This is a genomic window from uncultured Flavobacterium sp., assembly GCF_963974175.1.
Taxonomy (GTDB): domain Bacteria; phylum Bacteroidota; class Bacteroidia; order Flavobacteriales; family Flavobacteriaceae; genus Flavobacterium.
The window spans coordinates 327,625-353,721 of record NZ_CAXBBR010000004.1 but is presented as its reverse complement, the minus strand read 5'-3'; the positions used below and the strand labels follow the sequence as shown (position 1 = coordinate 353,721).

The 26,097-nt window shown below is 33.7% G+C and carries 21 protein-coding genes and 1 riboswitch; of the genes, 2 read left to right on the top strand and 19 right to left on the bottom strand.

Translation table 11 applies throughout. The features are described 5' to 3' along the window. Window positions 1-59: 59 nt before the first annotated feature. The 11 genes from hisG to AAC069_RS08915 all read right to left on the bottom strand — a co-directional run bounded on the left by hisG (window position 60) and on the right by AAC069_RS08915 (window position 13,578). Window positions 60-917 (bottom strand): ATP phosphoribosyltransferase, encoded by an 858-nt coding sequence (gene hisG, locus AAC069_RS08965; RefSeq protein ID WP_339920133.1) that lies wholly within the window; start codon window positions 915-917, stop codon window positions 60-62. A 274-nt stretch (window positions 918-1,191) separates the two neighbouring features. After that, a complete protein-coding gene (locus AAC069_RS08960) occupies window positions 1,192-1,695 on the bottom strand; it encodes a hypothetical protein (RefSeq protein ID WP_339920132.1) in 504 nt (167 codons plus the stop codon). Between the two features lie 68 nt (window positions 1,696-1,763). After that, entirely contained in the window at window positions 1,764-2,882 is a 1,119-nt protein-coding gene (locus tag AAC069_RS08955) for a VIT1/CCC1 transporter family protein (protein WP_339920131.1), read from the bottom strand. A gap of 9 nt (window positions 2,883-2,891) precedes the next feature. Continuing rightward, window positions 2,892-4,010: an efflux RND transporter periplasmic adaptor subunit gene (locus AAC069_RS08950; protein ID WP_339920130.1), complete on the bottom strand. Its 1,119-nt coding sequence runs from the start codon at window positions 4,008-4,010 to the stop codon at window positions 2,892-2,894. A gap of 10 nt (window positions 4,011-4,020) precedes the next feature. Beyond that, on the bottom strand, window positions 4,021-8,355 hold the full coding sequence (locus tag AAC069_RS08945) for a CusA/CzcA family heavy metal efflux RND transporter (RefSeq protein ID WP_339920129.1): 4,335 nt from the start codon (window positions 8,353-8,355) through the stop codon (window positions 4,021-4,023). A 58-nt stretch (window positions 8,356-8,413) separates the two neighbouring features. After that, window positions 8,414-9,808 (bottom strand): HAMP domain-containing sensor histidine kinase, encoded by a 1,395-nt coding sequence (locus AAC069_RS08940; protein WP_339920128.1) that lies wholly within the window; start codon window positions 9,806-9,808, stop codon window positions 8,414-8,416. Between the two features lie 6 nt (window positions 9,809-9,814). Further along, entirely contained in the window at window positions 9,815-10,477 is a 663-nt protein-coding gene (locus AAC069_RS08935; RefSeq protein WP_339920127.1) for a response regulator transcription factor, read from the bottom strand. 11 nt (window positions 10,478-10,488) lie between these two features. Continuing rightward, the gene (locus tag AAC069_RS08930) at window positions 10,489-11,931 is read right to left on the bottom strand and encodes a DUF3570 domain-containing protein (RefSeq protein ID WP_339920126.1); all 1,443 of its coding nucleotides are present in this window, start codon (window positions 11,929-11,931) and stop codon (window positions 10,489-10,491) included. Window positions 11,932-11,940: 9 nt separating this feature from the next. After that, a complete protein-coding gene (locus AAC069_RS08925) occupies window positions 11,941-12,150 on the bottom strand; it encodes a DUF4266 domain-containing protein (RefSeq protein ID WP_074723254.1) in 210 nt (69 codons plus the stop codon). Next, window positions 12,143-13,135, bottom strand: coding sequence for an FAD:protein FMN transferase (locus AAC069_RS08920; RefSeq protein ID WP_339920125.1), 993 nt, complete (start codon window positions 13,133-13,135; stop codon window positions 12,143-12,145). Before AAC069_RS08920 ends, AAC069_RS08925 begins: the two co-directional genes overlap by 8 nt. Continuing rightward, complete coding sequence (locus AAC069_RS08915; RefSeq protein ID WP_339920124.1) at window positions 13,135-13,578, bottom strand: thioredoxin family protein; 444 nt, start codon at window positions 13,576-13,578, stop codon at window positions 13,135-13,137. The genes AAC069_RS08920 and AAC069_RS08915 overlap by 1 nt, the downstream gene beginning before the upstream one ends. A 213-nt stretch (window positions 13,579-13,791) precedes the next feature. Here AAC069_RS08915 and AAC069_RS08910 point away from each other — a divergent pair, with 213 nt between their 5' ends. Then, window positions 13,792-15,888, top strand: coding sequence for a sulfatase-like hydrolase/transferase (locus AAC069_RS08910; RefSeq protein WP_339920123.1), 2,097 nt, complete (start codon window positions 13,792-13,794; stop codon window positions 15,886-15,888). 192 nt (window positions 15,889-16,080) lie between these two features. Here the strand turns inward: AAC069_RS08910 and AAC069_RS08905 are convergent, their stop codons facing one another. Further along, a complete protein-coding gene (locus AAC069_RS08905) occupies window positions 16,081-17,085 on the bottom strand; it encodes a zinc dependent phospholipase C family protein (protein WP_339920122.1) in 1,005 nt (334 codons plus the stop codon). Between the two features lie 99 nt (window positions 17,086-17,184). Between AAC069_RS08905 and AAC069_RS08900 the strand changes: the two genes are divergently transcribed. Then, window positions 17,185-17,925 (top strand): YoaK family protein, encoded by a 741-nt coding sequence (locus AAC069_RS08900; RefSeq protein ID WP_339920121.1) that lies wholly within the window; start codon window positions 17,185-17,187, stop codon window positions 17,923-17,925. On the opposite strand, the gene AAC069_RS08895 is transcribed toward AAC069_RS08900, so the two are convergent. The 7 genes from AAC069_RS08895 to sucD all read right to left on the bottom strand — a co-directional run bounded on the left by AAC069_RS08895 (window position 17,918) and on the right by sucD (window position 26,031). Further along, entirely contained in the window at window positions 17,918-18,892 is a 975-nt protein-coding gene (locus AAC069_RS08895; protein WP_339920120.1) for a putative sulfate exporter family transporter, read from the bottom strand. The two genes, AAC069_RS08900 and AAC069_RS08895, sit on opposite strands and share 8 nt — an antisense overlap. 75 nt (window positions 18,893-18,967) lie before the next feature. After that, window positions 18,968-19,864, bottom strand: coding sequence for a LysR family transcriptional regulator (locus tag AAC069_RS08890; RefSeq protein ID WP_339920119.1), 897 nt, complete (start codon window positions 19,862-19,864; stop codon window positions 18,968-18,970). Between the two features lie 32 nt (window positions 19,865-19,896). Beyond that, the gene (locus tag AAC069_RS08885; protein WP_339920118.1) at window positions 19,897-21,924 is read right to left on the bottom strand and encodes a hypothetical protein; all 2,028 of its coding nucleotides are present in this window, start codon (window positions 21,922-21,924) and stop codon (window positions 19,897-19,899) included. A gap of 78 nt (window positions 21,925-22,002) precedes the next feature. Further along, window positions 22,003-22,749, bottom strand: coding sequence for a 3-oxoacyl-[acyl-carrier-protein] reductase (fabG, locus tag AAC069_RS08880; RefSeq protein ID WP_339920117.1), 747 nt, complete (start codon window positions 22,747-22,749; stop codon window positions 22,003-22,005). Between the two features lie 186 nt (window positions 22,750-22,935). Next, complete coding sequence (locus tag AAC069_RS08875) at window positions 22,936-24,258, bottom strand: Na+/H+ antiporter NhaC family protein (protein WP_339920116.1); 1,323 nt, start codon at window positions 24,256-24,258, stop codon at window positions 22,936-22,938. Window positions 24,259-24,315: 57 nt separating this feature from the next. Continuing rightward, window positions 24,316-24,411, bottom strand: a riboswitch (SAM-I-IV-variant riboswitch). 109 nt (window positions 24,412-24,520) lie between these two features. Further along, window positions 24,521-24,943 carry a hypothetical protein gene (locus AAC069_RS08870; protein ID WP_339920115.1) on the bottom strand — a complete coding sequence of 141 codons (423 nt, stop codon included), beginning with the start codon at window positions 24,941-24,943 and terminating at the stop codon, window positions 24,521-24,523. Window positions 24,944-25,158: 215 nt separating this feature from the next. Continuing rightward, window positions 25,159-26,031: a succinate--CoA ligase subunit alpha gene (gene sucD / locus AAC069_RS08865; RefSeq protein WP_091088246.1), complete on the bottom strand. Its 873-nt coding sequence runs from the start codon at window positions 26,029-26,031 to the stop codon at window positions 25,159-25,161. Between the last annotated feature and the right edge of the window lie 66 nt (window positions 26,032-26,097).

Genomic DNA, 26,097 nt, shown 5'->3' with positions numbered 1-26,097 from the left:
GTCATAGCATAGAAAACTTTAACGAACTTAATACTTATGAATTACTACTTAAAACTTTATTAAAGCACCATTTTTTCAATTGGGCAAATCAAAATCCCTTCGGCACCAGCGTCTTTCAACTGGTCAATTACATCCCAAAAAGTATCTTTATCTATTACCGAGTGTACACTACTCCAGCCTTCTTGCGCTAATGGCAATACGGTTAAACTACGTAAAACAGGAAGGATTTTTCCAACTTCCTCAATTTTATCATTTGGTACATTCATCAAAATATATTTTGATCTACGCGCTCTTAGAACTGATTCTATTCTGAATTTTAAGGTGTCGATTAGTTTTTGAACATCCGGAGTCACTTTTGGAGAAACCGCTAAAACTGCTTCACTTTTGTAGATAATCTCTACTTCTTTCAAGTTGTTTTTGAATAAGGTACTTCCGCTAGAAACAATATCAACAATGGCATCTGCAAGACCAATATTTGGAGCAATTTCCACAGAACCTGAAATTTGGTGAATATCAACAGTTACTCCAAAGGAATTGAAATATTCAATTACTGTATTAGGATAAGATGTGGCGATACGTAATCCGTTTAAATCTTGAATTGAGTTGTATTCGAATGTTTTAGGAACAGCAACAGATACTTTACACTTAGAAAAACCTAGTTTTTGAACCACTTGAATTCCCTTTCCTTTTTCGACTAATAAATTGTCTCCAACAATAGCAATATCTACCACACCGTCAATCAAATATTGAGGAATATCTGAATTTCTTAAATATAAAACTTCTAATGGGAAATTTGATGCTTCGGCTTTTAGTTGATCGATACCGTTGTTAATAGAAATTCCGCAATCTTTCAAGATCTGAATACTTTCTTCGTTTAAACGTCCTGATTTTTGAATTGCAATTTTTAATGTACTCATTGTAATGTTTTTTAGTTTGTTTATAATATTATGTTTGAGTACAAAGGATATTAAATAAAAAACCCGTTTGATGTACTCAAACGGGTTTTAAAATATGATGACTTACAACCATATCATTAACACATCGCTTGAGAGCAATAATGGAAATGATGATGATGTAATTGTATTGTGAACATAATTTTGTTTTATTTCTTGTGCAAATATAAAGGCTTTTTTGATTGGAAAGCTATTTTTAGTTTAACTTAATGTTGTTTTTTTGTTAAAAAAAATATTCTTAGTTTTCATCCGTAGCACTTTCTGTGTTCGAATTTACGTTTTCAACAGCTGTATTCACGTTATTATCACGAATTTCAGTATGACGTATTTCTCCTCCTGAAGTACCCACACTAGAACCTAAAGCCGCAGCACCTAAAGCTAAAACCAGCGTAATATAGGATGCCATTTTAGAAAATTTATGGTTTTTTAAACTTGTGTATAGTGCTACTAAACTAAAAATACCGGTAGCATATAATAATAAGGCTAGTTTTTCAGCTAGTTCTTCATGTTCATGAATGATTTGTTTGCCAATATTTGGCATATCTTCCACCATTTCTTCCGCTCCTTCTCCAGTAGACATGCTTATAAATGCAAAAATAGCGGCAACAACGAATAATACGTAAGCCGTATTTTTTACAGTATTATTTTTTAAAAACAAACCAGCTATTAGTATTCCCAAACCAAAGATTGTTCCGATAATAGGGAAATGGTTTACCACCAGGTGTAAATGCGCATCATTCATAGTATTATATTTAAATAGTTAATAATCTGTTTTTGACTAAATTCATGTGACTTGATATATTGTAATATTTAGCCCGCCAAGGAAACTCCAATTAAGGATCCAATTCCATAAGTTATTGCTGCTGCTGCTAAGCCGAAGAAAACTTGTCTGAATCCCGAAAACAGAATGCCTTTTCCCGTCAACAATGTAATGGCAGCACCTATTCCAAAAAGCCCAATTACACTGCTACCAACGCTCAAAAGTATAGCATTTTTCCCATCTAAAAACATAAAAGGGTATAAAGGTATAATGGCTCCAATTGAAAATAAAACGAAAGAAGCGATTGCTGCCTCCCAGGCCGAACCTCCCAATTCCTCTTTATCTATGCCTAGTTCTTCTGTTATTATGGCATCAATTGCTGTTTTATGGCTTTCAAATGCCTTGTCAGCCAATTTTTGTGCTTCAACAACGTTCATGCCTTTGGCTTGATACAATAAAACCAATTCTTTTTTTTCTTCCTCGGGAGATGCTTCTAATTCTTCGTTTTCTAGGTCAATTTGGCGTTGATTCAATTCTCTTGAACTTTGAACCGAAAGCCATTCTCCTAATGCCATCGAAATGGCTCCAGCCATTAGTCCTGCAATTCCCGTCAATAAAATAGTATTGTTAGAGACTGCAGCACCGGCTACGCCCATGACCAAACTCATATTAGAAACCAGTCCGTCATTCGAACCTAAAACAGCAGCTCTCAATGCATTTCCGCCTACTGATTTATGGCGACTTTCAAATTTAGAAAGAAAACCTCCAGAGACATTTAAAGCAGCATTATTGTTCACCGCTTCAATAATATTTAAATGATTGTGTTCAAAACCAGTAGGTTTTTCTCCTTTTTCAATTTTATTCTTTATCGAATTGACAGCAAATTGTTTTTCGATACTTGACAAATTGCTGATTATAGATCCGTAACCAAACAGTTTGCCTAATTTTAGTTGGAATTTAGCTCTAGAAGATGGAGCAGGCATTTTGTATTCGCTTTGAATAGTCCTCACTTTATCCAACATGTGTTGCGCATGTCCCTTCTCGATATCTGACAAACCGCGTAAGACCCTATTTAGATTTTCGTCGGCTTGAATTTCTGCTATACTATCATAAAGAAAAGCGGTATCAACTTCAGTTTGCAATTGACCTTTCAATTTGTTTAAATCCATACTTTACGATTAATTAACTACGTCAAAAACGCCTTTTGTTAAAATTTTAGAAGAAGAATTAATTTGATTATCAGGAAGAATTTCAACGTATTTCTCTGATTTTTCTCCTATTTTGACTGCTGTCTTTTTAAAGAAATAACTTTCATTTTTTTCTTCCTTCAATAAAAGTACAAAATTTTTGTTGTTCTCAGTAATTAAAGCATCTGCTGGGATAGAAAGCCCTTTTTTAGAATCTACAACAATAGCTGCTTCCACAAACATTCCAGTGATTAATCGTTGTTTCATATTGTCATCTAAATGTCCGTGAACGTTAATTGTCCTGTCATTTCCTTCAATCGATTTTCCTACCAAATGTACTTTAGCGTGGAACACTTCTTTTGTAGCTTCTGGCACCGTAAAATTGATATCCTGATCCACTTTTACTTTTAGGATGTCTTTTTCGAATACATTCAATTCTAAATGCAAATGATCCGTTTCAATAATTTCAAGCATCACATCTGAAGGCGCAACATACATCCCAACATTAGCATTCATTATCACTATATCACCAGCAATAGGAGCATAAATAGTAATTACTGAGGTCAATTTACCGTTTTCGACGTTTATAGGATTAATGTTTAACAGCTGCAATTTGGCTCTTAAACTTTGATACATAGCTTTTGCTCTGCGGTACTCACTTTCCGCTTTTAGGTAATTTTTTTGAGAAGTAATTTTTTCGTCATACAATGTTTTTTGACGTTCGTATTCTGATTTTAAATATTTAATTTGTTCTGCTACTTCCAAATATTCTTTCTGAATATCTAAAAATTCCGTATTTTCTAATGTCAATAATGCTTGTCCTTTTCTCACTTTATCACCTACTAATAACGTAGTTGCTTTTATATTTCCTCCAACGAAAGTCGTTACTTTGGCTCTGTTTTGTGGCGGGACATCTATCTTTCCAGCGGTTTTTACAGTTACTTCAAAATCTTGTTTCGTAGGACTTCCTATTTCCATTTCCGAAGATTTAAATTGCGGTAATGTAACCGTAACCATTGTATGATCAGTAGCAATTGGTTCTTCTGTTTTAGTTTCCTTGCATGAAAACAGAACGATTGACAAGGCGAGTATATATAATGTTTTTTTCATTTTTTATGTATTAGAAATTAAGGTATTGTGAATCGAGTTGGGTTGCATTGAATTGAAGTACGTTGTCTAGATATTCTACTTGAATAGTAGTTGCATTCTCTAAACTTTGAATGTACTGGAAGAAGTCAATTTCTCCGTGTTTATAACTTAAATTCGCCACCTTAATAATTTCATCCGATAACTTTTTTCCATATTGGTTGTAATAATTTATAGCTTCTTGGTACTTTGCTAATTCGTTCTTTTTTTGTTGAATAAACTGTTCTCTTTTTTGTTCTTCATTAAGCTTTTGTTGCTCCCAACTTTGTAATTCTAGCTGCGCAACTTTTGATTTTGAAACATTTCCGGAGAATAAAAGTGGCACCCCAATTCCTATCTGAAAACCACTTAATGATTGTGATAATCCTTTATTCGAGCCTCTAAAATATTCCAAATGCAAATCAGGTAGCCAATGTTGTTTTTCAAGTATAATTTGACTTTTATAATTATCCGTAACACGTTCTAAATAGGCATTATGAATATCTGTACTTAATTCTTCAGTTGTATAAAATATGGGAGATACAGAATTGCTTTTTATAGTTGTTTTTTCATCCATTTGAATCAAAGAATACAACAAGTCATACTTTGCTTTTTTATCATTTTCAATTTGAGAAAGGATTGTTTCTATTTGCCGGAACTTGGCTTGTGCCGTTATTTTTTCGAGATAATTGGTTTCACCTAATTCAAAACGTCTGTCACTTGCTTTTGAAAAATTTTGATACAAACTATCTAAATAGAAATACAATTTTTCCCGATTTTGTAAGTAAACAATGTGATAATACACCTTAGAAATTTCTAACGATAGTTTGTTTTTTTGAATTTCAAAGTTGGCTTTTTCTTTTTCATATTCTGTTTCATTTACCTTTTTCTGTGCTCCATAAACTGTTGGAAAAGAAAAGCGTTGTTGCGCTCCAAAAATCTTCAAAGGTTCATTATTAGAAGCCAAATTATTTTGATCGTAATTATAGTAAATATTGGTTTTATCAAAGGTATAGGCAGTTTTTATATTAGCCTGGTATTTATCAACCTGCAATTGATAGGCTTTTAAACCTTTGTTATTAGTGATGCCTTTACCTATCAAACTATCTAGTTCCGAATTTGAGTTTTGAGAAAAAGCAAACGAAGTACTTAACAATAATAGAATTAAAAAGGCATTACTATGATGTTTTTTAAATTTTACCTTTTTTAGCTCTTTCCCGTCAAAAACTTTAAATAATATGGGTAGCACTACCATAGTCAATATGGTCGCTGTAAACAATCCTCCAATTACGACTGTCGCCAAGGGTCTTTGCACCTCTGCTCCTGCAGATGAAGATATTGCCATTGGTAAAAATCCTAAGGCTGCGGCGGCTGCCGTTAGCAAAACAGGACGCAATCTATCTGTTGTTCCTTTCAATATAAGTTCATCAATATTTTTCATTCCTTGATGTTTTAATTCTTTAAAATGTTCAATTAATACGATTCCGTTTAAAACGGCAATACCAAAGAGCGCAATAAAACCAACACCAGCTGATATACTGAATGGCAATCCTCTCATCCATAAAAACAATACTCCACCCACTGCTGAAAGCGGAATTGCTGAATACACCATTAAGGCTTCTTTAATAGAACCGAACGCAAAATAGAGTAAGATAAAAATCAAGATTAATGCTATAGGTACCGCCACCATTAATCTTGCTTTGGCACTTTGAAGGTTTTCAAATTGTCCGCCATATTGAACATAATAACCTGGAGGTAGTTTGATTTTTGTATTTACAATATGTTGAATATCGGTAACAACACTTTGTAAATCTCTATTTCGAACATTAATTCCTACCACAATTCTTCTATTTGTGTTGTCTCTAGAAATCTTTGCGGGGCCTTCCGTGTATTCAATGTTAGCTAATTCCTGTAACGGAATCTGTTCCCCATTAGGAGCTGATACATATAAATTTTTCAAGTCATTAATATCTTGTCTATTGGTTTGATCCAAACGAATCACCATATCAAATCGTTTTTCTCCTTCAAATACATTACCCACTGTTTTTCCAGCAAATGCCAGCGCAATCATATCATTTAGTTCTGAAATATTCAAACCATAGCGGGCAATTTTAGATCGATCATAATGCACGGTCATTTGAGGTAAGCCTTCCGTTTTTTCAATAATAATATCAGAGGCTCCTTCTACTTTTTCAATGGCTTTTTTAATTTCATGTGCTTTCTTAGCTAATACATTCAAATCCTCACCAAATACTTTAACAGCAACATCTGAACGCGTTCCAGAAATTAATTCGTTGAATCTCATTTCGATCGGTTGGGTAAATTCAATTTCCATATTTGGAATCTGTTTCTCAATCGCCGCTTTAATCTTATCTGCTAGTTCATCCTTACTGCTTGCTGACACCCATTCTGATTTTGGCTTTAGCTTAACTATAACATCACTTTCCTCCATGCTCATGGGATCTGTAGGAACTTCGGCAGCACCTATTCTGCTTACTACTTGCTCTACTTCTGGAAAGTTTTTCAGAATAATTTGTTCGATTTTAGTAGTCGTGGCAATTGTTTTTGTCAAGGACGTTCCTGTTTTTAAAACGGGCTGAATTACAAAATCTCCTTCGTCTAAAGTGGGTATAAATTCCCCTCCCATAGTGGTAAACAAAGCAACTGCCATCACTAACAAACCTAAGGCACCATATAATACTTTTTTAGTATTGGCTAACCCCCAAGTTATAATGGGAATATACCATGAATTAAATTTCCGTATTAATTTACTGGAAAACGAGTTTGGATTCTCCTCTTTTGGTTTCAAAAATAACGACGAAACAACTGGAACATAGGTAAAACAAAAAATCATCGCTCCCACTAAAGCAAAGCTAAAAGTCATTGCCATAGGTTTGAACATTTTACCTTCGATACCTGAAAGAGAAAGAATTGGAATAAAAACAATCAAGATAATCAATTGTCCAAAAATAGCCGAATTCATCATTTTAGAAGCACTCTTATAAGTAATCTGGTCAATTTCTAGTTGACGGTCTTCCTTAGACATAGGACCTAATTGGGCCGCTTTACTGGCTATTTGAAAGGCAATAAACTCAACGATAATTACGGCTCCGTCAATAATAATTCCAAAATCGATAGCACCTAAGCTCATCAAGTTTGCATCTATTCCAAAAATATTCATCAACGAGATCGCAAATAATAGACATAACGGAATCACGGAGGCAACCACTAATCCAGAACGCCAGTTTCCCAGTAATAATACCACTACAAAAATCACGATTAAGCAACCTAAAATAAGGTTCTCAGCAACTGTAAAAGTAGTTTTAGCAACTAACTCACTACGCTCTAGGAATCCATTAATATAAACTCCGTCTGGTAGTGATTTTTGGATTTCGGAAATTCTGGCTTTTACATCATTGATTACCTGTTTAGAGTTGGCTCCCTTTAGCATCATCACCTGTCCCAGTACCTTCTCGCCTTCTCCGTTACCAGTGATAGCACCAAAACGATTTGCATGACCAAAACGGACATCAGCTACATTTTTCACATAAACGGGCATTCCGTTTATATTCTTAACCACTATATTTTCAATATCGGCTAGCGCCTTTACTTTTCCTTCGGCTCGAATGAAATAACTCTGATTTACTTTTTCGATATAAGCACCACCGGCAATACTATTATTGTTTTCAAGGGCCGTAAAAACATCTGTAGTACTGATGTTCATGGCTTTTAATTTAGAAGGTGTAATCGCAATTTCATATTGCTTCAAATAACCGCCCCAAGTATTTATTTCAACCACTCCTTTTATTCCTGATAATTGACGCTTTACCACCCAGTCTTGAATAGTTCTTAAATCCGTTACTGAATATTGGTTTTTAAACTCGGGTTTTACTTCTAAAGTATATTGGTAAATTTCGCCAAGACCGGTAGTAATGGGCCCCATTTCTGGAGTTCCAAAACCTGCTGGAATTTTCTCTGATGCCGATTTAATTTTTTCAGCAATTAATTGGCGTGGTAAATAGGTTCCTAAATCATCATCAAAAACAATGGTTACTACAGATAAACCAAATTTTGAAATAGAACGAATTTCTTGCACTCCAGGCAAGTTTGCCATTTCTATCTCTACGGGATACGTAATGTATTGTTCAATATCTTGGGTAGAGAGATTTCGTGAAGTAGTAATCACTTGTACTTGATTGTTAGTTACATCAGGTACGGCACCTATAGAAATTTGGAAAATAGAATAGATACCAAAACCAAATATTCCTAAGGTAAATAATAAAACAATAAGTTTGTTTTTAAGGCTAAAAGCAATAATTTTTTCAAGCATTTTTTACTTTATTTTATATTTCAAAAATACAGTAAATAGATAAGGATTGTCTTAAGAACTACTTAAGGTCTTCTTCATGAAAGCTTAACATTACTGCCGTTCCCACATTTTCCTGGCTTGAAATTTGAATACCAATAGTCAGTAGTAGACATAACTTTTTCACGATTGATAGTCCCAGTCCTGTTCCTTTAATTTCAGGATGCTCTGTTGAATTGGATCTGAAAAATTGATTAAACACTTTTCCAACGTCCTGAGAAGCTATCCCAATACCTGAATCAATTATACTGCATTCAATTGTATTATTATCTTCGGTTATAGTAATAGCTAATTTAGCGTTTTTATCTGAATATTTTAAGGCATTGGAAACTAGGTTATTAATTACTATTGAGAATAAATAAATATCCGTTTCAATATAATAGTCCTTTATAAATACGGTTGTAACTTGAATATTTTTGGTTTGAATTGTATTCGAATATCTTGAAATTGAATCTAGAATAACTGCATTCAAACAATTTTTTTCCTTTTTTAAGCTTTGTTTTTGATTTTCAAATCTCGCTAACAGCAGCAATTGATCTACCAGATTATTTAATCTATCCACTTCAGAAATGCAAAAATTAATTTTTTCTTCGTACTCGCTAGGGTTCCTTGGTTTTCTTACTAAAACCTCCAGCGTTCCCTTTATAACCGTCAATGGAGTTCTTAATTCATGCGAAGCATCAGAGGTGAATTCTTTTTCTCTTTCAATGGTATTTTCAATTCTGTCTAATAAATTATTTATTGTTTTAGATAAAACATAAAGCTCATCCCGATTTTGAGGTAACGGAATCCTGGAAGTCAAGTTATCTTTGGTAATAATATTAGAAGTCTCAATAATAGAACTAATCGGTTTTATGCTTCTTCCAGCAATAAATCGTGCAATCAAAAAAAGAACAAGTAGAATTAATGGATAAGCAATAATCAATACTTCAGACAAGTTTTGAAGCACCATCGAAGCGTCTTCTAGCGACATTGCGATTAATAAATAGCCAATTTTTTCGGTTTGTTTGTATATTGGAATCTGTATTTGCCGAATTTTGTTATTCAATAATTTGGTATCAAATAACTCGTCATCTTCAATACTCTTATGAAGCGTTAAGGTTTGTTTCTTTAAGTTGGGGGATTTTTCAATTAAATCTCCATTCTTATCTAAGAATTGAATAAAAACAGGATTTACATCAACAGTGTTGTGTTCTCTTTCTTTCCACTCCTCCAAATGAATCAGAAAAATAGAGTTATTTCTTATTTCAATTTCGTTCAAGTGGTTCTTTACCTCTTTCCCAATATCATTATTAAGATGGTTGTAAACACTAAATTTTACAATTGAATATATAGTACAAAACACCACAAAAATCAATAAAGCTGTGGTGATAATGTAATTGAAGGCAATTCTGTTTTTGAATGAAAATTGTTGCATTAGTACTTAGTCATTAGCAATATAACCTACACCGCGAACTGTTTTTATGTAGTCCTCTTCGATTTTTAAATTTAACTTTTTACGGATAGCATTGATGAATACATCAATTACACCGGTGTCATAATCAAAATGAATGTCCCAAACGTCTTCAATTATTTGATTTCGGGTACACACTTTTCCTTTGTTTTTGACAAGGTAACACAACAGATTAAACTCTCTATTGGTTAGCTGTACTTCCGTTCCATGAGATAAAACAACGTGTTTTGCAATATCAATCTGTATTGTGCCAAGAGTTAGAATATCTTGTTCATTTTGATTTCGAAAATGAATTTTGATCCTTTCCACTAATTCTTCAAAACTAAATGGTTTCTTTATATAATCATTGGCTCCAGCCTTAATACCTTCAATTGTTTCTTGAACAGTGTCCTTAGCCGTTAAAAACAGTATCGGTGTGCTAGTGTCTTTTTTTCGAATAGCCTTACACAAATCCAATCCACTCATTTTGGGTAACATCCAATCCAAAAGAATCAAATCAAATTGCTGTTTCTGAATAAGTTCAAATCCTTGCAATCCATCAGAAGCACTAGTGATCTGGTAGCCTTCCTCTTCTAAACCTTGTTGGAGAAATTGTACAATACCCGCTTCATCTTCCACTATTAAAATATGCATATCCTTGTTTTTTATTCCACAACAAATTTAAAACCTAAAGAACCAATATTTGCCGAAAGGCCATCACTTCTTGTGTAATGATTCAATCGTAAATCTATTGATTTTAATCCTAAAACAAAGATTTTAGCGCGAGTAAAAATATCAGTATAAGTAAAGCCTAAGCCATATTGACTGCTGTCGAATTTTGATAAATCATAATCAGAAGTATAATACTTCTCTGTTGAAAGATGTTTTTCATAGGGAGCAAAATAATCTGAAGCTGTTTGCGTATAATAACGGAACATAGGATAAGCAGTAAAACTGGAACTGATTTTAATGGGTAACTCAATCGAGGCGGTATGTGCCTGAATACCCCAATTATCTTGATAATATCTATAATAGGTTCTGGCGACTACGTATTCATTGATATAAAAATTTAGTCGTGCTCCTATCGGAATTTTAAAATGGGTACTTGGTAGACGCTCTTTGTCATCGGCTAATTGATAAACCCCTTTATTCTCTGAAGTAGTATATACTGGAATATATTGAGATTGTCCGATATAATAATTTGCTTTATCAGCAAAATACACTCGTTGATATGGAGTTCCTAATAAGCCTTCCTGCTGTAAAACATCCATAAAAATAGACATTTGAATCTTTTTTGTCAATATTTGAGAGAATGAAAAAGAAGCAGAATACGAATTTCTGTTTGACTTGTCATAAGGCTTAAATGCCGATGGTAAATAGCCATTTGATGTAGTACCATTTTGATCTAATACAGGAACACCAGAAAAGAATCCGTTACTTTGAAAATTAGCTCCATACTTTGCGTATTCATGCAATTCAGTTGGATAAATAGGTCTCCATTGATCCAAATATGCATTGGCTTTTATGCTTATTTCGGTGTTCTTTTCATTAAATAATTTGGTAAACCCTCCTCCAAATCCAACTGAAGTATAATCATACTCATTCGAAAAAGAAACATCAGCATTCCAAATGTTATTTCTATTGTCCGAATTATGGCTATAATTTGCAGTAACAGAAGCGAGCTGATCACTCTTTGACGCTCCCGATGATGCTTGCCAAGGAGTACCATACGGACTACTTGCAGCGGCATTTTTTCCAATTGTCGTTTTATCATCATATCCTGCTCCAGAAGCCCCCGTTGCATTAAACGGATTAATATTACTCGACGATGCAGAGGTATAAGCCGAAATTCCCACATCAAAAGTCAAGACATCATCATCATTCAGAGGAACAGCCACCACGATATTCGAAGCTATGTCAGACAATTTTTCTGACCCTATTCCACCGCTCACGGCAGAATGCGTACCATCCTGATTGTAATAACTCAGTAAAAAGTCTACTTCAGTATTCTCTAAAACTCTCTTTTTAAAAGTAGTAGTTGAATCTTTAACTTGAGCAACAACAGCCATGTTTATTAACAAAGCCAGCACAAATATTAATTTTTTCATCTTACTATATTAATTACAACCACATCCACCACCTGTTTTTCCACCATTTGCTCCTGCTGCAGCCTCACGATACACCTGAAAAGTGGTTTCGTATTTCTCAGACGGTTTTGCCGCTAACTTCATGTCAGGATCGTTAATATATAATTTATCATATTCTTTTACCGCAACACAAGATTGCAGGGTAACCAAAACGATTATAAAAAGAGCTAATTTATTCATTGTTGAATTTTTTTAAATCTATATTTTTTGAAGCAAATATTTTCCCCTTATCATCGACATATATACATCCGATTCCTGGTAGTTGATTGACTAAATCCAATCCTACATCTACTCCCATTACAAAAACGCCAGTTGCTAATGCATCAGCAAACTCAGTTGATTTAGCAAAAACAGAGACACTAATTACTCCTGAAGCGGGATAACCGGTTCTGGTATCAATGATATGAGAATATCTAATGCCGTTAAACGTCACGTATTTTTCATAGCTTCCTGAGGTCTCCACTGCGCTATCTTCCAGCGGGAAAGTGGCAAAAATTTTATCCTTATTTAAAGGGTTTTTAATTCCAACCTTCCATTTTTCTCCATTGAGCTGTTTTCCCCATGTATTGATATCCCCAGATATGTTTACTATTCCGGCGATTACACCTTTAGAAATAAGTAAGGCTTTTATTTTATCGGCAATGAATCCCTGACCAATTCCTCCAAGTCCTAATTTCATTCCTTCTTTTTTAAGGAAAATTGTATTGTTCTCAGCCTCTAGAATTATATTTTTATAGCCCACTTTCTCCACTGATTTTTTAATTTCTTCCGGTGTAGGCATTGTAGTCATACTACCGTCAAATTTCCAGATTTTATCCATGGAGGCATAACTGATGTCAAAAGCCCCTGAGGTTAATTCGGATATTTTTATAGAACGTTGAACTAAATCAAATACTTCTTGAGGAACTTTAACTGGCTTTATACCAGCATTTCTATTGACTTCAGAGATTGGCGTCGTAGGAATCCAGTCTGAAATTAAGTTCTCAATACGAGACACTTCGGCTACAGCCATATCTATATATGCATCTGCTTCGGGAATGTCTTTTGCTTCAACAATCATTTCAAACGGACTGCCCAGCATGGATAACGTTCTTTTCTGGGTGACTTGTCCAGTGACCACGACAGCTGTAAATATGAACCAAATTAAAGATAGATTACGTATCATTATCCTTTTATAAATGAGTTAAGTAGTTCGATATATTCTTTTGGGCTAACATTTTTATAACTTGTTTTACCCAATACTTTACCGTTAGAATCTAAAACTACAACTAGGGGGAAAATACCGTCTTTATTATACATTTCAGCAAGACCTTCATTTTGCTTTTTAATATCAGCATCCAGTTGATTTTGTTTTTTCTTAGGAAAATCAGCGCGCTCTAATACTAAATTAGTTGCAGCATATGCTTTAAAATCTGCAGATTGCCATATGCTCTTATCTAATTTTATGCAAGGTGCACACCAGTCTGATCCCGAAAACACTAATAAGATTGGCTTATTTTGACTAACAGCCTCTTTTTTTACGAGGTCAAAATTTGTTTTCCAATCTTGAGAATATCCAAGACTTACCACAAAAAGGAATACTAATACCATCACTTTTTTCATCATCATTTTAATTTAAAATCGATTGTTATTAACTACTTAAAAACCACTTTGTAGACGGTCTTTTCTCAACACTATATAATCGTCATCAAATGTAACTCTTAATTAAAATCAATATTGTTGATTGGTTCTCATCTTAAGTGAAAATTAAGAATGATTAGCAGCTAAACATAAGCCATTTATCAATCTAAATACCTTAATTTTGCCTAAAAACAAGTACCTATGTCGTTCTATAAAAAATTATCTCCTTTTTATAATCTTATTTTTTTCTACGTCGCTGTTAGTTTCATTCTAAGAATTGTACTACTATTCCATCCCATCACAGACACCTCATTTATTTGGACAGACTCCATCAAGATTTTTACATTTGGTTTCGTTTCTGATGTTTTTGTTTTTATACTCGCCACTGGTTTCTTATGGCTGTATCTTATTTTTATATCGAATGGGAAATACCTGAAACCCTACGGTTACATTATCTTCGGTTTATTAGTTGCGCTTTTAGCATACATATATTCTGGAAAATCAATCCTAAATGAATATGGTGGTGCATTACCGAAGATTGGGATGATTTTCGTCGGAATCAAAACATTATTATTTGGCCTTTTACTTTTTTTACCAAAGCACAGAGACAAAATTAGATATTGGCTTTTTGCCTTTGTAATGTTTTTATTTGTTGTTTTGATCTTACAAAATGCCATCAGTGAATACTTCTTCTGGAATGAATTTGGAGTGAAATACAACTTTATAGCGGTTAATTATTTGGTTTATACTAATGAAGTTATTGGAAATATAATGGAGTCTTATCCAGTAGTTCCTCTATTTTCAGGATTATTTATAATAGCAGGTACCGTTACTTATTTTATTTTAAAAGGATCCCGAAGTTACATTGACAGCATCCCTACATTTGTTGAAAAAATTAAAATATCAGGGATTTACTTTGTCTTGTTTGGTCTGTCGTTATTGGCGATTCCGTTTTTGGCTACCGAGGAGAATTCGCAGAATATTTTTTCAAATGAGTTACAATCCAATGGTGTTTATAAATTCTATTTAGCTTTTATGAATAGTGAGTTAGACTATTTTAAATTTTATAAAACTCTGCCGGAGAAGGAAGTTTATGCGATATTAGGACAACAAATTCCTGGCATTACTGGAGAATCTACCTTAAGACAAATTAAAAATGCCGCTGCCGAAAATCATAAAAATGTAGTTTTAATTACTATCGAAAGTTATAGTGCTGACTTTATGAAAGCCTACGGGAACGATCAAAATATCACACCATTCTTAGATAGCTTAGCGACACAGAGTTTACTTTTTACTAATTTCTATGCTTCTGGGAATAGAACAGTACGTGGATTAGAAGCTGTAACCTTGTGCTTCCCGCCTACAGCTGGAGAAAGTGTAGTAAAAAGAAAAGACAATAAAGACAAATTCTCAACAGGAAGTGTATTTAAAGAGAAAGGATATAATGTAAAATACCTTTACGGAGGTGATGCTTTCTTTGATAATATGGAAGATTTCTTTTCAGGAAATGGATATGATATCGTTGACAAAAAAACATTCGAACCCAACGAAATTACTTTTGATAACATTTGGGGTGTTTGTGATGAAGATATGTACAACAAGGCTATCAAAGTAATGAATAAAGAAGCCAAGGAAAACAAACCTTTCTTCAATCATATCATGACGGTGAGTAATCATAGGCCATTTACGTTTCCTAATGATAAAATAGATATCCGCGGTGATGCTAAATCACGTGAAGGTGGTGTTAAGTACACTGATTTTGCGATGAAGAAATTCTTCGAAATGGCAGAAAAACAGCCTTGGTTCGCCAATACTGTCTTTGTTATATTAGCCGATCATTGTGCTTCTAGCGCTGGTAAAACGGAACTTCCGGTAGATAAATATAGGATTCCTGCAATGATTTATAGCCCAGGATTTGTTCAACCACAACATTATACTAACCTAATGTCGCAAATCGATATTATGCCAACTGTTTTTGGGTTATTGAATTTTAGTTACGAAAGTAAATTTTATGGTCAGGATGTACTGAAAGCAGATTACAAGCCCCGAGCTTTGATTGCGACTTATCAGGATTTAGGAATGATAAAGGACAATGTTTTAACCATCATCTCACCAAAACAAGAAGTCAAACAATTTAAAATGACTTTATTGCCTAAAGCTGGAGTTGAAGATGATTTCCAAATTTACTACGATCAAAAGCCGTTGAAAAAAGAAAGAACAGATTTAGTGAATGAAACCATCGCTTTCTATCAAACTGCTTCGGATATGTTGAAGAAAAAGAAATACCAAAAAAATTAAGACCTAATAGTCCGCTAATAATTAAAAATTAATAGATTAGGTCTACATAGTGTAATTTTAAATTCGTGTTAGAAAACAGTTAAAGTAAAGCAAAATACAATAAAGTACATACTTTTAACTATCATTTGAGAACAATAAAAAAGCCTGTGAATTTAGTTTCACAGGCTTATTTATTATCTAATGCGATTACTTTTATTCCACATCTTTATCACTTTCCATACCAAAAAGATCTCCTTTTTTAAACAGTCTAGTATCCTTCTTTAGTGCTTTGCTGTTGCGTTTTGTAAGTACTTCAGCATCTAACTTGCTTAGATCCGGTTTTCCTGCGTTTACCCACGCCGTATACCAGAAACTTGCTGTTGCAGTTACCGCTTTTTTCATTTGGCTTTCTACCATCCCGTTTAAAGCTGCGTGGAATTTAGCAGCATATTCATTTGAATATTTCACGCCGTTATATTTGTTTTTTACCACATTCCCATCTGCATCAGTTACAAATATTTGATTTACAGCTAAAGCTGTTCTCAAACCTTTATCTGCCGCTAATAACGGTTCTACTAAGCTATGGGTATCCATAATCATATCCCAAGTCGCTTTGTTTACGTCCTCATAATAGTGTGCAGGAGCAACTGTAAATTTATAGTCTTTGACGAATAATTCTGGTAATCTACTTTCCCACAAAGAGTGAATTCCCTTTTGGTCTGTCAATTGTCCGTCGTGATTATCAGAAGTATGTAAAGGCATATGTGCATCAGCAATATAATGTCCTAGATCAGCAGCAATAAATAAGATTTCTGATTTTCGTTTGTCTTTGAATGCTTGCGTTAATTTTGCCATCATATCTTGGATGTGCCAAGGCAAGGTTCCATTTTTAGACAAAAATTTATCATCATATTTCTTTTTGGCTTCTGTCATAGACTGTGGAAAGCTATCGACGCTTCCAAAATTCTCCATGTCAAAATAATGTCTTGGGTTCTCTGCCTTATCTTGCAAAACATACTTTCTTAAATCTGGAACAGTAGATTCTTGCGTTATAAAATCAATATGGTTGTAAAAGAAAACCTGTAGCGGTTTTGGCAAAGCCATCACAGCTGCTTTATTAATTCTTTCATGCCCGACGATTCCCCACGATAATGTTAGAAATCCAATGATTATTGCAGTTAGCAACAACATTGTAGGCTTAAATTTGATATTTATCATTATATTTATTTTTTTGAAGTACAAATGTATTTTTTTTTACTCAATTAAAAAATATCTAGTTTAAGATTACGTAAATTAAGAAATAACTTATTCATAATTATGTTTCGCCACCAAGGAAAAAACAGAACTTTTATTCATAATTTACGTTTAGCCACTTTATTGTCTTTCGTAGCCGGAATTGTAAATATTACAGGTGTGTTGGCAGTAAAGACTTTGACAACTAATGTTACAGGACATTTTGCTTTCTTTGCGGAGGAAGTTATGAAACAGAATTATACTGCAGCAATTACATTTTTTATTTTCACTCTTTTCTTTTTAGCAGGTGCTTTTACATCTAATTTTATAGCCGAATCAGTTGCCGTAAAACGTCCTGATCTATCACATGTTATTCCAATTTCGCTGGAAATAACTATTTTGCTTTTGGTTGGTTTTTTTGGTGTACAAGGTGATTTGTCGAGCTATTCTGGTAAATGGATTGCTTTTTCTATGCTATTTTCCATGGGAGTACAAAATTCTATGGTAACTCAAATATCAAAATCGGTTGTACGAACTACCCATTTAACAGGCCTTTTTACCGATTTAGGAATAGAATTGTCGCAATTGTTTTTTTACAAAAAAGTAAATGAAAGAAAAAGATTGAATGCTAGTATCTACTTAAGATTATCAATTATTATCTTCTTTTTTATCGGCTGTATTTCTGGAGGTTTCCTCTATACTTTGTTAGAAATTAAGACTCTTTTTGTCGCTGCTTTTTTTCTTTTAATAGCGCTTATGTATGATTATGTCCGACTACAATTCTTTGTATTAAAAAGAAAAAGATTTACACGAATTCCTAATTAAAATACATAATAGAAAGTAAGGCAGCAGTAGCAATAAAAGCCCAAAGCAAAATACCCTGCAACAACGGTTTCAAGCCAACTGATTTGAGTACATTGAAGTTTAAACCTGCTCCAATTAGAAATAAGGTTAGTGTTAATCCAATTTTTGCAATTGAAACTAAACTAGGAGCTACGATCATTGTTTCAGGAATATAGGTATTCAGTAGCATTGCTACTATAAACAATCCTATAAAATAGGGGATTTTAATTTTACTCGAGTTATTTTTAAAAACCATAGCGGTAATCAAAGCAACTGGAATAATCCATAGCGCTCTTGCCAATTTTACTGTCGTTGCAATCTGTAATGCTTCAGGACCATATTTATTAGCGGCACCAACTACTGAACTAGTATCATGAATCGCAATCGCACACCATAACCCAAACTCTTGCTGGCTTAAATGCAACCAGTGCCCAATTGCGGGAAATAAAAATAGCGCAATAGAATTCAATATAAAAATCACTGCTAAAGCCACAGAGGTTTGTTTCTCATCTGATTTTATTACTGGAGCTATTGCCGCAATGGCACTTCCTCCACAAATCGCAGTTCCACATGAAATTAAATGAGATGTTTTTTTATCAATTTTCAACCATTTTCCAATAAACAGGCCTAAAATTAAAGTGCAAAATATTGACGTAACTGTGAATATAAAACCTTCTTTTCCCGCCGAGATTTCACTATTTACATTCATTCCAAAGCCAAGCCCAACAACGGAAACTTGTAGCAAGATATTGGTTGCTTTGTGATTTAATTCTATAAAAGGGTGTCCTGATAGATTAGCCACCACTAAACCCAATACTAAAGCAATTGGAGGAGAAATTGAACCTGAAAGACAGAGAACAATTAATACTCCAAAAATAATTTTCTGTAGTGTAGGATCTATCTTCAGAAAAGTAGTATTATTATTCTTTATGACCGTTTGAGTTTTCACAATAAATTTATATTATTATTACCACACAAAGATCATCAGTATAAGCGACTTTAACCAATCATAAAAAATAATCTATTATAACTTTAAGTTATATTGTTTTGAAATATTCTTAATAAATAAGTCCGAAAGAGCATTTGTTTTTCCTTGTAAACTAATGATGTAAAAATGACGTTCGATTATAAGGTTATCAACATCAATAATTACTAACTCCTTGTTTTTTAATTCTTTTTCAATAGCATGAATCGAGATAAAAGCAACGCAATTTGAGTTCATTAGATAAGATTTGATACTTTCAGTACTTCCTAATTGCATTTCCACAATCAACTCAGACATTTTAATTTTTAAAGGTTTTAGAGCATGCTCGATTACTTCTAATGTTCCCGACCCTTGCTCCCGCATTAAAAACCGTAATTGCACGAGCTCTTCTTTGTTGATTTCTCCTCTGTTTACCAATGGGTTAGCGCTATTACAAACCAGTACCAATTCGTCTTTTAAAAACGGAGTGTATTTAATTGCTTTATTTTTTGACTGACCTTCTACAATACCGGTTTCGATTTCTTTATTCAATAAGGCATTTTCAATCTGTTCTGTGTTTCCATTGCGCAAAATGACTTTTACACCTTGCATTTCCTGATGAAAACGGGCTAGTAATGGCGGAATTATATATTGTGAAATAGTTGTACTGGCTCCTAGGCGTAACGTGCCATACTGCTCTTTTATGAGTGTGCTCATTTCAAAATCAATTTCACGGTAGATTTCAAAAATACTTTGGGCATGTTTTACTAATTGCTCACCAGCCTTCGTCAGGGAAATTTTAGACCCCGTCCGGTCAAAGAGCTTGACTTTATATTCTTCTTCCAGTTCTTGTATGTGCTTAGATACAGCGGGTTGTGTGATAAATAATTCTGTTGCTGCTTTAGTGAAGCTCAATCTGTTAGCAACGGTGAAAAACACTTTTAATCTGAAATCCATAATTGTATTGTTTTGGTTAAACCAAATGGAGTTTACAACAATCCATTGTATTTCCTAACAAACCATTCGGTGGAAAGCAATGAGACAATTAAAATTAACAGCAACATCCAATCAATCAATGGAGAGCGCGTTACTGTATTTTTTTCTATTGCTTTATAGCTATCATCTTCTAAAAGTGATTTGATCAGTGTGTTCACTTGGTCAGGAAAGTAAACTGCTCCTTGCGTTTGTGTGGCCAACTGTTTTAATTTTTCTAAGTCGGGATTGACAAATTGTTTTTCTCTGTCAAAATCCAAAATTTCAAAGTGACTGGAATAACTAGTTTTTGAATTTAATTCTTTTGCAGAAAAATTATAAGTTCCCGCTGCGAGGCCATCCAAATTCACTTTATAGAATGCATTTCCTTTTAATAAATCGTAGTTTTTGGTTTGCTTCGTGGCCGTATTTGTTACAATAATTGTCAAACGTGCTTTATCGTCAAATTCGTAGTTCTTATTAAAATATTGTGCTGTTATTTCGATAGCGTCGCCTGAATTATAAAAACTTTCATGATTTACAACCAATGCTTTTTTAGAACTACTGGATGCTAAATACTGAATTGTTTTATCCATAAAAACGTCAAATTTAGCAAACGACTGTGTGTCAAGATGACTTTGCAATCGCCATTTCCAAATATTTTCACCCAATAGAAATGCACTACGGTTTCCTTGATTTTCAGCATAGACTAATAATGGAGAATTAGTTTCCATAGTTCTAATTTTAGAAGAAAGTAAAACCGAAGCATTATCCTTGACAGTTATATTTCCGAAGGCATTTTCCAATGGAGGAAAAGTTTCGAAACCAATATTATCGATGGCGAACAAATTAAATTGAGGATTAAAACTTGCTAAATAATTCTCTTTTTGATTACTCATTTTAAACGCTAAGCTACTTTGCTGCTGACTTAAAAATGAGAAATCAGTGGCGGTTCCAGTAATAATAAAAGTACTTATTCCCGCCGATTTGTTCTCGTCAAAAACAGCTTTAAAGACTGCGGTAGGTTGATACAAAATCAAAACATTATAATCTTTTAATGAATTGATAGCATTAGGTTTAACAATAGTTACTTTACGTTGTGCATTAGATTCAATACTGCGTTTTAAAGCACCTATGTCAGGATGATTTATCGCTGTTACTAGAGCGATATTTGTTTTTTGATCAATTACTTCTACGGCAAAATTCTTTGTGTTGTTATAGGTGTTTTTCTCTTTTTCAGCACCAGAGATCGTTGCTTTAAATATTTGAGAACCTATTTTATTGGCCGGTAAAAGAACATTTAAGATCGCTGTTCTTTTTGAAGAAGAAAAAGAAATACTCTGTTTCGTTAGAACCGAATTCCCTTGTGCTATAGTAAAATTAGCAGACACATTTTTGTCTCCAGAATAATTTAAGAAAACTTCTACAGGAAATTTATTCTTGTAAAAAGCATATTTGTTGACGTTAATCTGGCTAATTTTTAAGTCAACTACCTTGGTGGTATCTCCCAAAACTATTGGAAAAACTTTATTGGTAGCATCAAAACTATAAACATAATCATTCCCTGAAGTCTGGTTTCCGTCTGTTAAGAGAATCGTAGGAAATGTACTGTTTCTGTTAGTACTTCTTAACTCTTTTGAAATTCCGCCTAGATTTGTCTGTGTACCTTTAAAATCAAATTCTTCAGCCGGTTCAAACTCCGCGTCAAATCGATACGACTGCAAATCAAACTTCTCTTTTAAGGCTGAGTTAGCTGTTATTGCACCATATACTACTAAAGCTTCTTTATTCGCGTCTAATGCCTTTATCGAACTTGAATTATCTACAACAATTGCCAAAGTTGGTTTGATAATTTCTAGTGTATTTCTGGTAATTATTGGATTAATCAACAATAACAGAATCCCAAACAACGATAGAAAACGCAATAAAGCCAAAAACAAATTCAATTTTGATTTGTTTTTGGCTTTATAAAAATATTGAAAAAATGACAAACCTCCTGCAATTACAATTGATAGTAGAATTAGTAGGACTGTGTTTGTTGTCATTCTATTTATTTTAAATGATGAATTTTAAATGGAAAGAATTCAATAATTTAAAATTCATCATTTAAAATTTATAATTTCTTATGTTAACATTCCGCCACATACATTTAGAACTTGTCCTGAAATGTAAGCACTCATATCCGAAGCCAAGAAAAGACATGCATTAGCAACATCTTCAGTAGTACCACCTCTTTTCAACGGAATTCCTTCTCTCCATCCTTGAACCACATCATCATTCAGTTTTGCAGTCATTTCCGTTTCTATAAACCCTGGTGCAATAGCATTACAACGAATATTACGAGAACCTAATTCAAGTGCAACCGATTTTGTAAATCCAATAACACCTGCTTTTGAAGCCGCATAATTCGTTTGACCTGCATTACCCTTCACTCCTACTACACTACTCATATTGATGATTGATCCAGCACGTTTCTTCAAGAATGTTCTCTGAATTGCTTTAGTCATATTGAAAACAGATTTCAAATTGACATCAATAACTTTATCAAAGTCTTCTTCAGACATACGCATTAAAAGATTGTCCTTAGTGATTCCAGCATTATTGATCAAAATATCAACAGTTCCAAAATCAGCTAATACAGCATCAACCATAGTTTGTGCTTCATTAAAATCGGCAGCATTAGATTGGTATCCTTTGGCTTTAATTCCAAGGGCATTCAATTCATTTTCTAACGCTAAAGCAGACTCAACAGATGAGCTATATGTAAAAGCAACATTTGCTCCGTGTTTTGCAAAAACTTCTGCAATTCCTTTTCCTATTCCGCGACTTGCGCCTGTTATAATGGCTACTTTTCCTTCCAGTAATTTCATGTTCTAAAATTAGTTTAATATTTATTTGAAGCTATTCCTGCTATTCACTGCAATCTTTTATGTTTTTAAGAAAAAACATAAAAGGATTTCCGTTGCTATCAGGGCTAAAAACGACTTGTCAAATATATAATAATTCCCTTCTTAAAAAAAATTTCAGTTTCAATAAACGTCCATTAAAACTAAACTTTATATTTTCAAAAACTTATTCACCCATTTATCCCAATGTGTGCTATAAATTGCCACTAAAGTAAAGGTGAATAAGAACAAATGGTACCAAGCACTACTAATCAAGTCAAAAAAGTCCAATTTACCGTTGGCAAAACTCAAAATCAACAAAACCTGTGCTCCGTAAGGCAAAATTCCTTGAACAATACAAGAGAATATATCTAAAATAGCAGCTGTCTTTTTAGGATTCAAATGATATTCGTCATTAATCTCCTTTGCAATAGGCCCTGCAATAACAATTGACACAGTGTTATTGGCAATAGCTAAATTAGCAAAACCAACCAATGCTCCTATTCCCGCTTGTGCTGATTTTTTGCTCTTAATGCGTCTTTTAATTTGGTGTAATAAATAATTTATTCCGCCCGCTTTTTCTACCATAGCCGCTAAACCACCTGTAAGCATCGATAATAAAAAGATATCAGTCATACCCGTAAAACCTTCATATATCTTTTGGATAAACTCCATAAAGGTAAAAGAACCGCCAATATAACCTATGATTCCCGCTAGTAGCGTCCCGATAATTAAAGTAGAAAAAACATTTATACCAAACAAGGCTAAAACAATTACTAATATATAAGGTATGATAGGAATCAATTCAAAACTTGCTCTTGGTAGTTCAACTGTGACAATCTCTGAATTTAAACCTAAGTAAAAGAATAAAACGATGGTAATCACCGCGGCAGGAAGCGCAATAAATAAATTGATTTTGAACTTGTCTTTTAATTCGCAACCCAAGGATTGTGTTGCCGCAATAGTAGTGTCTGAAATCATGGAAAGGTTGTCCCCAAACATAGAGCCGCCCAATAAAGCACCAGAGATCAGCGGTAAAGAGGCTCCACTTTTATCTGCTAGTGTTACCGCTATAGGTCCTAAGGCAACAATTGCCCCCACAGAAGTTCCAGTCGCAGTTGATAAGAAACCTGCAATCAAGAAGATTCCTAACGGAAAATAAGCCACATCAATAGTACTGATTCCTAGATTAACAACCGCATCAACACCACCCATTGCTTTACTTACCACTGCAAATGCACCCGCAAGCAAATAAATCAAACACATCGTCATAATTTTACTTTCTCCACAACCTGCAATTAAGGTTACTACCTTTTCATCTGTGGAAGACTTGAATAATAAAAAGGCTGCTATAATCCCCACTAAAACAGCGATAGGAGAAGGAAACGCATAAAAATCATGTAATACAATTCCGGCACCTAAAAAAGTAAAAATAAAAACAAACAGTGGAATCAAAGCATATGGATTTCCAGTTTTTTTCGAAAAAATAGTCATAAAGTTAATTTAAAAATGAATTAAATATGACGAAAAACAAAAGCTAAAAAATGGGAATGAAACAACATTTTTTCCAAAGGATTTGGCTTATCGTTTTAGCACCTTGCTCGTTTTGCAGGTTGCTATCTCATAATGAGATTCGTGATAACGGCTGCAAAAGTAATACATCCTTTAATGAAAAACGATAAATACTTTACTTTTTTAGCATAAAAAAAGCCTTACCGAAGTAAAGCTCATTTATAATTATATAGATTGAAATGTCCTAGAAAGCTACATTCCATTTTGGTAATCTACCGTTTTCATCTAAGAAATTTTGTAAAACTTGTCCTTCTACAGCGGTTGGAATACCTTTAGTTTTGTCATTGAATGTTTCGTACCAAACTACTTCTAACAAACTGATATCTTCTTTTTTCATTTGTGCTGGCCAAGAATATTTTCTTCCTGTTTTTGCGAATTGATGTCCTTCAACAATCTTTTCTTTTAAACCACCATTTTTTATTTTCAAAGCTCCGTCATTTTGTACAGTTCCAGTAGAACCCACCATGATCAACTCTTTTTCTTCTGCTACTGCATACACTAAAAACACGCCGCTTCCTTCTGAAGCATTACAAACTTGTTCTAAACTGTCATCTGCAGCAAATGAAAATTTGTCGCTAACTTTAAATTTTTTTAATTCCTTATACATATTGTTTTATTTTTATTTGAATTGGCTTCCTCAAAAAAATACCCCACAAAATCGTGAGGATTATCTAAACCATTCGTTTCTATTTATTATTATTAAAGTTAAAGCAGTAAAGTAGCTGTTTTTAATAAAGTGCAAAGGTATTTCTTTAATTCTATTTTATAATAAAAAAGCCCCACAAATGTGAGGCTTTTTATATTTTAGTTTAAAATAGCGGACTATCCTAAAACTTCTTTTACTTTTTTACCAATTTCAGCTGGAGAATCCACTACGTGTATTCCACATTCTCTCATGATTTGTTTCTTAGCTTCTGCTGTATCATCAGTTCCACCTACGATAGCACCTGCATGACCCATTGTACGACCTGCTGGAGCGGTAACTCCTGCAATAAATCCTACTACTGGTTTACGGTTACCATCAGCTTTTATCCAGTGAGCAGCATCTGCTTCTAGTTGTCCACCTATTTCACCTATCATTACGATACATTCTGTTTCTGGGTCATTCATCAACAACTCAACTGCTTCTTTTGTAGTTGTTCCAATGATAGGATCTCCTCCAATACCAATTGCAGTAGTGATTCCTAAACCTTGTTTTACTACTTGGTCAGCTGCTTCATACGTTAATGTTCCTGATTTAGAAACAATACCTACAGTCCCTTTTTTGAAAACAAAACCTGGCATAATACCAACTTTAGCTTCACCCGGAGTAATAACTCCTGGACAGTTAGGTCCTATTAACCTAGCGTTTCTTTCTTTAACATAAGCATTTGCTTTGATCATATCAGCTACAGGAATTCCTTCTGTAATAGCGATAATCACTTTTATTCCAGCATCTGCAGCTTCCATAATTGCATCAGCAGCAAAAGCAGGCGGTACAAAAAGAATTGAAGTATCAGCTCCAGCTTGTTCAACTGCATCTTTTACAGTATTAAAAACTGGTCTGTCTAAATGAGTTGTTCCTCCTTTTCCTGGAGTTACACCACCTACAACATTTGTTCCGTACTCAATCATTTGAGAAGCATGGAAAGTTCCTTCGCTTCCAGTAAATCCTTGAACAATTATTTTGGAATCTTTATTAACTAAAACACTCATGATATATATTTTATGTGATTTTTAAAAATTGTCTTGCAAAAGTAAGGTTTTGAAATTATTTTGCGG

What these genes read in the sequence shown, in the direction of transcription:
- AAC069_RS08930 (WP_339920126.1), bottom strand. Translation starts at nt 11,931, where the DNA reads ATGAAAAAATTAATATTTGTGCTGGCTTTGTTAATAAACATGGCTGTT.
- AAC069_RS08900 (WP_339920121.1), top strand. Translation starts at nt 17,185, where the DNA reads ATGTTTCGCCACCAAGGAAAAAACAGAACTTTTATTCATAATTTACGT.
- AAC069_RS08905 (WP_339920122.1), bottom strand. Translation starts at nt 17,085, where the DNA reads ATGATAAATATCAAATTTAAGCCTACAATGTTGTTGCTAACTGCAATA.
- AAC069_RS08925 (WP_074723254.1), bottom strand. Translation starts at nt 12,150, where the DNA reads ATGAATAAATTAGCTCTTTTTATAATCGTTTTGGTTACCCTGCAATCT.
- AAC069_RS08945 (WP_339920129.1), bottom strand. Translation starts at nt 8,355, where the DNA reads ATGCTTGAAAAAATTATTGCTTTTAGCCTTAAAAACAAACTTATTGTT.
- sucD (WP_091088246.1), bottom strand. Translation starts at nt 26,031, where the DNA reads ATGAGTGTTTTAGTTAATAAAGATTCCAAAATAATTGTTCAAGGATTT.
- AAC069_RS08915 (WP_339920124.1), bottom strand. Translation starts at nt 13,578, where the DNA reads ATGATGATGAAAAAAGTGATGGTATTAGTATTCCTTTTTGTGGTAAGT.
- AAC069_RS08920 (WP_339920125.1), bottom strand. Translation starts at nt 13,135, where the DNA reads ATGATACGTAATCTATCTTTAATTTGGTTCATATTTACAGCTGTCGTG.
- AAC069_RS08960 (WP_339920132.1), bottom strand. Translation starts at nt 1,695, where the DNA reads ATGAATGATGCGCATTTACACCTGGTGGTAAACCATTTCCCTATTATC.
- AAC069_RS08950 (WP_339920130.1), bottom strand. Translation starts at nt 4,010, where the DNA reads ATGAAAAAAACATTATATATACTCGCCTTGTCAATCGTTCTGTTTTCA.
- AAC069_RS08955 (WP_339920131.1), bottom strand. Translation starts at nt 2,882, where the DNA reads ATGGATTTAAACAAATTGAAAGGTCAATTGCAAACTGAAGTTGATACC.
- AAC069_RS08935 (WP_339920127.1), bottom strand. Translation starts at nt 10,477, where the DNA reads ATGCATATTTTAATAGTGGAAGATGAAGCGGGTATTGTACAATTTCTC.
- hisG (WP_339920133.1), bottom strand. Translation starts at nt 917, where the DNA reads ATGAGTACATTAAAAATTGCAATTCAAAAATCAGGACGTTTAAACGAA.
- AAC069_RS08890 (WP_339920119.1), bottom strand. Translation starts at nt 19,864, where the DNA reads ATGGATTTCAGATTAAAAGTGTTTTTCACCGTTGCTAACAGATTGAGC.
- AAC069_RS08885 (WP_339920118.1), bottom strand. Translation starts at nt 21,924, where the DNA reads ATGACAACAAACACAGTCCTACTAATTCTACTATCAATTGTAATTGCA.
- AAC069_RS08910 (WP_339920123.1), top strand. Translation starts at nt 13,792, where the DNA reads ATGTCGTTCTATAAAAAATTATCTCCTTTTTATAATCTTATTTTTTTC.
- AAC069_RS08875 (WP_339920116.1), bottom strand. Translation starts at nt 24,258, where the DNA reads ATGACTATTTTTTCGAAAAAAACTGGAAATCCATATGCTTTGATTCCA.
- AAC069_RS08870 (WP_339920115.1), bottom strand. Translation starts at nt 24,943, where the DNA reads ATGTATAAGGAATTAAAAAAATTTAAAGTTAGCGACAAATTTTCATTT.
- AAC069_RS08940 (WP_339920128.1), bottom strand. Translation starts at nt 9,808, where the DNA reads ATGCAACAATTTTCATTCAAAAACAGAATTGCCTTCAATTACATTATC.
- fabG (WP_339920117.1), bottom strand. Translation starts at nt 22,749, where the DNA reads ATGAAATTACTGGAAGGAAAAGTAGCCATTATAACAGGCGCAAGTCGC.